The sequence below is a fragment of the Okeania sp. SIO2F4 genome (assembly GCF_010672385.1).
Taxonomy (GTDB): Bacteria; Cyanobacteriota; Cyanobacteriia; order Cyanobacteriales; family Microcoleaceae; genus Trichodesmium.
Map to the genome: position 1 here is coordinate 1 of NZ_JAAHGT010000600.1, position 5,995 is coordinate 5,995.

6 protein-coding genes are annotated in these 5,995 nt (G+C 32.7%); 1 reads left to right on the plus strand and 5 read right to left on the minus strand.

Translation table 11 applies throughout. The features are described from left to right. A partial coding sequence (locus tag F6K22_RS28455) for a hypothetical protein (protein ID WP_293105846.1) occupies nucleotides 1-2,733 on the plus strand: 2,733 nt, incomplete at its 5' end. 354 nt (nucleotides 2,734-3,087) lie between these two features. Here F6K22_RS28455 and F6K22_RS28460 read toward each other — a convergent pair. The 5 genes from F6K22_RS28460 to F6K22_RS28480 form a co-directional block, all read right to left on the minus strand. Then, the gene (locus tag F6K22_RS28460; RefSeq protein WP_293105847.1) at nucleotides 3,088-3,513 is read right to left on the minus strand and encodes a thiol-disulfide oxidoreductase DCC family protein; all 426 of its coding nucleotides are present in this window, start codon (nucleotides 3,511-3,513) and stop codon (nucleotides 3,088-3,090) included. A 170-nt stretch (nucleotides 3,514-3,683) separates the two neighbouring features. Next, complete coding sequence (locus F6K22_RS28465; RefSeq protein WP_293105848.1) at nucleotides 3,684-3,917, minus strand: hypothetical protein; 234 nt, start codon at nucleotides 3,915-3,917, stop codon at nucleotides 3,684-3,686. Nucleotides 3,918-4,051: 134 nt separating this feature from the next. Further along, the gene (locus F6K22_RS28470; RefSeq protein ID WP_293105849.1) at nucleotides 4,052-4,201 is read right to left on the minus strand and encodes a hypothetical protein; all 150 of its coding nucleotides are present in this window, start codon (nucleotides 4,199-4,201) and stop codon (nucleotides 4,052-4,054) included. A gap of 116 nt (nucleotides 4,202-4,317) precedes the next feature. Continuing rightward, a complete protein-coding gene (locus tag F6K22_RS28475; protein WP_293105851.1) occupies nucleotides 4,318-4,485 on the minus strand; it encodes a hypothetical protein in 168 nt (55 codons plus the stop codon). Nucleotides 4,486-4,833: 348 nt separating this feature from the next. Further along, entirely contained in the window at nucleotides 4,834-5,739 is a 906-nt protein-coding gene (locus F6K22_RS28480; protein WP_293105852.1) for a DALR anticodon-binding domain-containing protein, read from the minus strand. Nucleotides 5,740-5,995: the final 256 nt, after the last annotated feature.

Consider the following 5,995-nt stretch of genomic DNA (forward strand, 5'->3'; position numbering starts at 1 on the left):
ATTCAAAGTATCAACAATGTATCTGATGTTTATGATGAATACTATTCTTCAATCAGAAAAGATATTGAAGATTTTAAAGATGAAAGTTTATTGGAAGTTGCTGGTATCTTTGCTTTTTTTCAAGTAGTAGATAACTCTAACGATGAAATGATGGAAAAGATTCAAACAGCATTTAATATTGAAAGGGAAATTTTCTGGGAAGCAGTTCGTAAATTATATAAATTTGAACTTGTAGATATATATGAAAATGAGATTGCCAGAATATCTGACCAGGTTCTAGCTACATATCTGTTTTATCTTACTTTTTTCAAGGAGAAATTGTTGAAATTTTCCGTTCTCTTAGATAATTTTTTTCCTCAGTTTCAATATAATTTTGTTGATGCTCTTAATCCTGTTTTAAGTGCTTTTGATAGTAAGGAGATTATCAAAATACTTACTCCAGATGTAGACAGAGTTTGGGAAAATTATGAGGTGGCAAGAGATGAGAAAAGTTTAATTCAACTGATGAAACTTTTTGGGTTTTTTAAACAGACAGAAATTCTCATCTATGCTAAATACTTTATTGGCAAGATGGCAGTCGAGTCAGTAGATATTTCAACTTTAGATATTCCGTCTAATTCTAATATTCATATTCCACAAGATTCTATTCTTGACTTACTTAGTTTATTTGGTAATTCTGATGAACAAAATTCCCAAAAAATTGCAATAGATTTGCTGTTTGAATATTTGACAAAAAAACCACAGGAACTACCACAGGTGTTTTGCCTTCTTACTAAAACTTTTGGATTTCAACGTGATTCCTACATAACAAAATTTATTACTCAGTCGATAGTTATTGATAAGCTACTGGAAAAAGTAAATGAAGGAAAAAACGAATTATTTGCAAAACTATTTTTTGGTGTAGCTGAAAAATACCTCGATCTTCAATTTGATACTTCTCAGATGAAAAAGAAAGAGTTTACACTCTATCAATTTTCTCCACCAACTACACCGGAATTATTTGAGTTGAGAAAGAAAATTTGGCGGGGAATATTTCAGCTCTATCAGATTGATATTTTTCAGAAAAAGGTAATCAATCTAATTCATACATATAGCAATTCATTTTCTAAATTTACTGTCAGCGAAATTATTAAGCAGGATGCTCTAGAAGTTCTTGAATTTATTGAATTTCTTAAAGATAAATTCAATCCTAAAGATTATTATCATTGTCTTATTGTTCAGAAATATTTGGATTTTCTAGAGTCTCATCAAATTGAATTTAATAATGAAATAAGAGAACGATTTGTCAATGAAACTTATGAGGTGTCTAGGATACTTTCAGATAATTTGAATGAGATAAAAAACTGCTATTTAGACGGGAAAGAATATGAGCAATTTAAGCAAAATCAAATCAAAGAATATTTTGCTAATTACAATTTTAAGGATTATCACGATTTCTTTGATAAATGCCATGAGATAAAAGCTGTAACAAAAGAGAAAAACCATTACTCTTCTGAATTTCCCAGTGGTAGAATAGCAGAAGTTCTTTTTCTCACCTGTGAAAATTCAGACCTTTATTTAGATGTTCTGAAAGATTATCTCAAACGTGGCGATCCATTTCAAATTAATAACTTTCCATTTCCATTAATTGAGAAGTTAATTAAAATTTCTGGAGTTGAAAAAGCTTTTGAATTGCTCAATCAATTTGATTTTTATTCAAAAAGAAAATGGTTATTTGGATTTTACAACTTACTACCTGAAGAGAAAGTTACATCCGACTATTTGGAGAAACTCTATAGCTTATATCAGCAAAGCGAACTTGATGAAATACGACAAAGATTTGACTTTCTTCTCAAATATCGTCACTTAGATAAAAATGTGGTTGCTCAGGTAACAGAAATTATTCTGAGTAAAATTAATCAACAGAAAAATTATCCAGATCCTTTTGATTTTTTATTTAATCGTTACACTCAAGTCAATGAACTTTTAATTGAATTATTCACAGGAAAACTTGATGTGCTAAAACGAGCATATTTATCAAGTCCAAACATCAGGGTACACTCATCTAATTCCAAAGATATATTTATTCGCATTCTTGATGCTGACCAAAATTTCATAATTGAATATATTGACTGGGTATATTCTCAGAAACAATTCTCAAACTCCTATTATTTCCAAGATAACCTAGATTATACGTTTCTTTGGCAATATGAAAATTATCAAGAATTAATTACTCCAGTAGTTGAGCATATTTATCAGAAAGAAAAGGAATTATCTAGCTCTATATCCAGAAATACTATTCTCGAAAGAATATTTTTTTTGCAAATAACAGAAGAAGAGAAATTTATTCTTGAGGATAGACAAAATAAACTGCTAAAAAGTCTGATGGAAAATAGATATACAGATATTGATTTGATGCAATTATTGTTGAGCGTAACTACAACATTTCCCTACGAAAGACGTTATCAATTTATCAATTTATTTTGTAAGCACAATCCAAATTTTGAAGATTTTAAGAAACTTCCCCTAGAACCTTATGTTAAGAATTATAAGGAACTTTCCTCAGAAGATTATATTTTGAGTAGCTCTAAGAATATTGAAGCAACACATAAAATCGTAGAATATCTTAAATCACTACTACCAATTTTTAATAGAGTAGAACTTCTGGACCACAAACAATATGTAGAGCAAAAAATTAAAGATTTTCAGAAGTGGATTGAAGATGAAAAGAAAGAAGATTTTCTGAGAGACTAATATCATGTCCGGTTGAATAGTTATCATTAGGAATAAATGGAAGAAATATCTCAAACCTCTGAGATTAGTTCCTTCGACTCCGTGAACTTCCCAATGACTTTATAGTTAGTGTCTATCCGGACATAATATAAAAAGGAATTACCCATAGACGCTAGCTATATATAGCTTTCAAAAACTATAGCGCTATAGATATATAGTGTTCAAAACCCACGAATGCGTAAGTCGCGATAAATTTAAGTTGCTATTAAAGTTACTAAAATTCAAATTGGGCAAAAACCCTAATTTATTAAGTAACTATTTTGATTATCAAAATAGTCGAGATTTTTTACCCAAATTAAATCTGAATATTCAAGCTTAAGTTGAACCTTTTTCTTCAGATAAAGAAGCTTTACAACCGACTGGATAGGGCGAATGATAAGTAGTAGAACGTTTACCAAAAATAGTATAACGATTATCCCTAATCTGCTCATAAAAGCGATCGCCCATCCATTTCGCCCCAGGTAAACTCCGATATGCTGCTATAAAAATATTCCCTGTAGGTAATAGTCGCCCTATTTCTTCTACTGCGTCACTACCTTGCCATCTACATTCTGGTGCATTAGCTTTAATTAAAATCATTCCCATTTCGCAATCTTGTGCAGTAATACTAAACTGATTTAATGTTTCTAAATCTTGCATAGGAATGTACTCGAATAGTTGACCCTGGTCTATATTTTCTAATACCTGCACCAAGGTTACACATAGATTGCAGTTGCCGTCGTAAATTACAATATAATTCAAACGTCTTAGTTTTATTTTGAATAAAATTTTATGCTAATTATAGCACTGAACTAAAGTTCTGGAGGCACTTTCCTAAGCTTCATATAAATGCTTGCTTTTCCCTGATCAAATCTTTCCATCCATCAATACAAAGAGTGCAAAATCACCAACATTTTCATTTTCTGAAGCACCTAAAAAAAATCCCGCGCCAAAGGATTTTCCCTTGCATCCTCAAAATTTTTGTGATAGGCTAAAGATTGGATGGCGTCGTCCGCCCATACACATGATTTTTTATTCAACCAAAATTCTGAGCTGAGAGGCGATCGCTCCATTTCAGAAAATTTTCCCAGGAGCAATACCAGAAATATTTCCATCAACTGTCGCTGACTATAAACCCTTGCTTTTCCCTCATCAAATCTTTCCATCGATCAAGACCCAAGTGTAAAACCACCAACATTTTCATTTTATGAAGCACCTAAAAAAAATCCCGCGCCAAAGAATTTTCCCTTGCATCCTCAAAATTTTTGTGATAGGCTAAAGATTAACTGGGGTCGTTCGCCTATACGCATGATTTTTTATTCAACCAAAATTCTGAGCTGAGAGGCGATCGCTCGATTTCAGAAAATTTTCCCAGGAGCAATACCAGAAATATTTTCATCAACTGTCGCTGACTATGAATGCTTGCTTTTCCCTGATCAAATCTTTCCATCGATCAATACCCAAGTGCAAAATCACCAAGATTTTCATTTTATGAAGCACCTAAAAAAAATCCCGCGCCAAAGAATTTTCCGTTGCATCCTCAAAATTTTTGTGATAAGCTAAAGATTAGATGGCGTCGTTCGCCCATACACATGATTTTTTATTCAACCAAAATTCTGAGCTGAGAGGCGATCGCTCCATTTCAGAAAATTTTCCCAAGAGCAATACCAGAAATATTTCCATCAACTGTCGCTGACTATAAACCCTTGCTTTTCCCTGATCAAATCCTTCCATCCATCAATACAAAGAGTGCAAAACCACCAATATTTTCATTTTCTGAGAGCTACCGAAAAAAAATCCCGCGTCTACAGATAGATTGCAGTTGTCGTCATAAATTATAGCGCTACCCATTACAGCGGTAAAATGGATGAATAAACCACAATCATACTGCCTCCTTACTCATTACTCATTACTCCTACAACAGTTTTGTGCTCTACTCAACTGAAAAGCACTGTAAGGATGCCGACATTTCCAAATCAGAAAATTCTTTAACAGTCTGCTGTTCCCTAGCGGGTAGCACTATACAATATAACTCAAACGTCTTAGTTTTATTTTCAGCACTTTGACAATTAGAAGACTCAACTAAAGTTCAATAGGTGCTTTCCCACCCAACCTTTCTTCCAATAAAAATCTCAGTAGAGACTGAGTTACCAAAACTAAACCTAATCTAGCCTTTGCTAATTTCGGTGTTTTTACTTTCACCACCCCCCAGATACGACACTGACAGTAAAAAGTTTGAAAAGCGGAACTAAGAGAATTAGCTACTTTCACCCAATTTATAGCTTTTTTAGTAGTAGAAAAACAATATATATAATCTAGCGTAGAGACAATTTCCGCAATTAATTCATATTCAGCATCATGTAAAAATTGTAATTCCCCATTAGATTTTTGCCAGGGTATAGAATCAGAATTCAGAATCAACCAAAATTGACTATAGTTTTCTAGAGTTGTCCGAGCAAGAACAATCAGACCATCCCATTCACCCATACGCAATAGAGAACAACAACGAGCATAACTATATTGAATAGGAAATAAATTTATAGTCTCACAAGAAGATTGATAGTCAACATCCACCCGAAAATTTTGTTGATCATCCTTGAGGGGAACAGAACTTAAATAACTTAACCAATTAGCTATGCTCAAATCCATTAATTCCAAATAAATTATACCAGATGAAATTACCTCAACCTGGAAATTTACTACATCTTTCCTTCCCTCAGTATTAACTATTTCTCCACAATACTTAGCTAACTCACTAGCAATATATATTGCCGGTTTCTGCAAAACTGGAGCTAACTTCAGAGCGATCGCCGACTTGTATATAATTCCTCCACAATCTCTAATCTGCTTCATTGGAATTACCTCCATCCTTGCCCAAACTTCTAACTTTTTTTCATAGCTACAAGACCATTCCAATTTCTCCCGATATAAACTTACAGCTTTTTGCAAAAAATGTATTGCTTTACACTGAAATGATAATTTTGTCAAAATTATCACCACCTCAAATAAAATTTATCCTACAACATTCGGAAAAAGATGTGTTTTTTGCTACACTGATATAAAAGATAAGACTGATATAAGCAGACAAATGAATATCTGCTCCTATACCCTCGAGCAAATTGATTTGAACTTAAGTCCAACTTTTAGCAAAAGAGAGTAAAAATGCAACTATCATCACATCCAGACCTACCAGAAATGTCACTAAATATACAATCTACTAACAATTCTGCCCCTAGTAATAGGC

Excerpts from the sequence above, each read along its gene's own strand:
- F6K22_RS28465 (WP_293105848.1), bottom strand. The coding sequence starts at position 3,917 with ATGGAAAGATTTGATGAGGGAAAAGCAAGGGTTTATAGTCAGCGACAG.
- F6K22_RS28470 (WP_293105849.1), bottom strand. The coding sequence starts at position 4,201 with ATGGAAAGATTTGATCAGGGAAAAGCAAGCATTCATAGTCAGCGACAG.
- F6K22_RS28475 (WP_293105851.1), bottom strand. The coding sequence starts at position 4,485 with ATGGAAGGATTTGATCAGGGAAAAGCAAGGGTTTATAGTCAGCGACAG.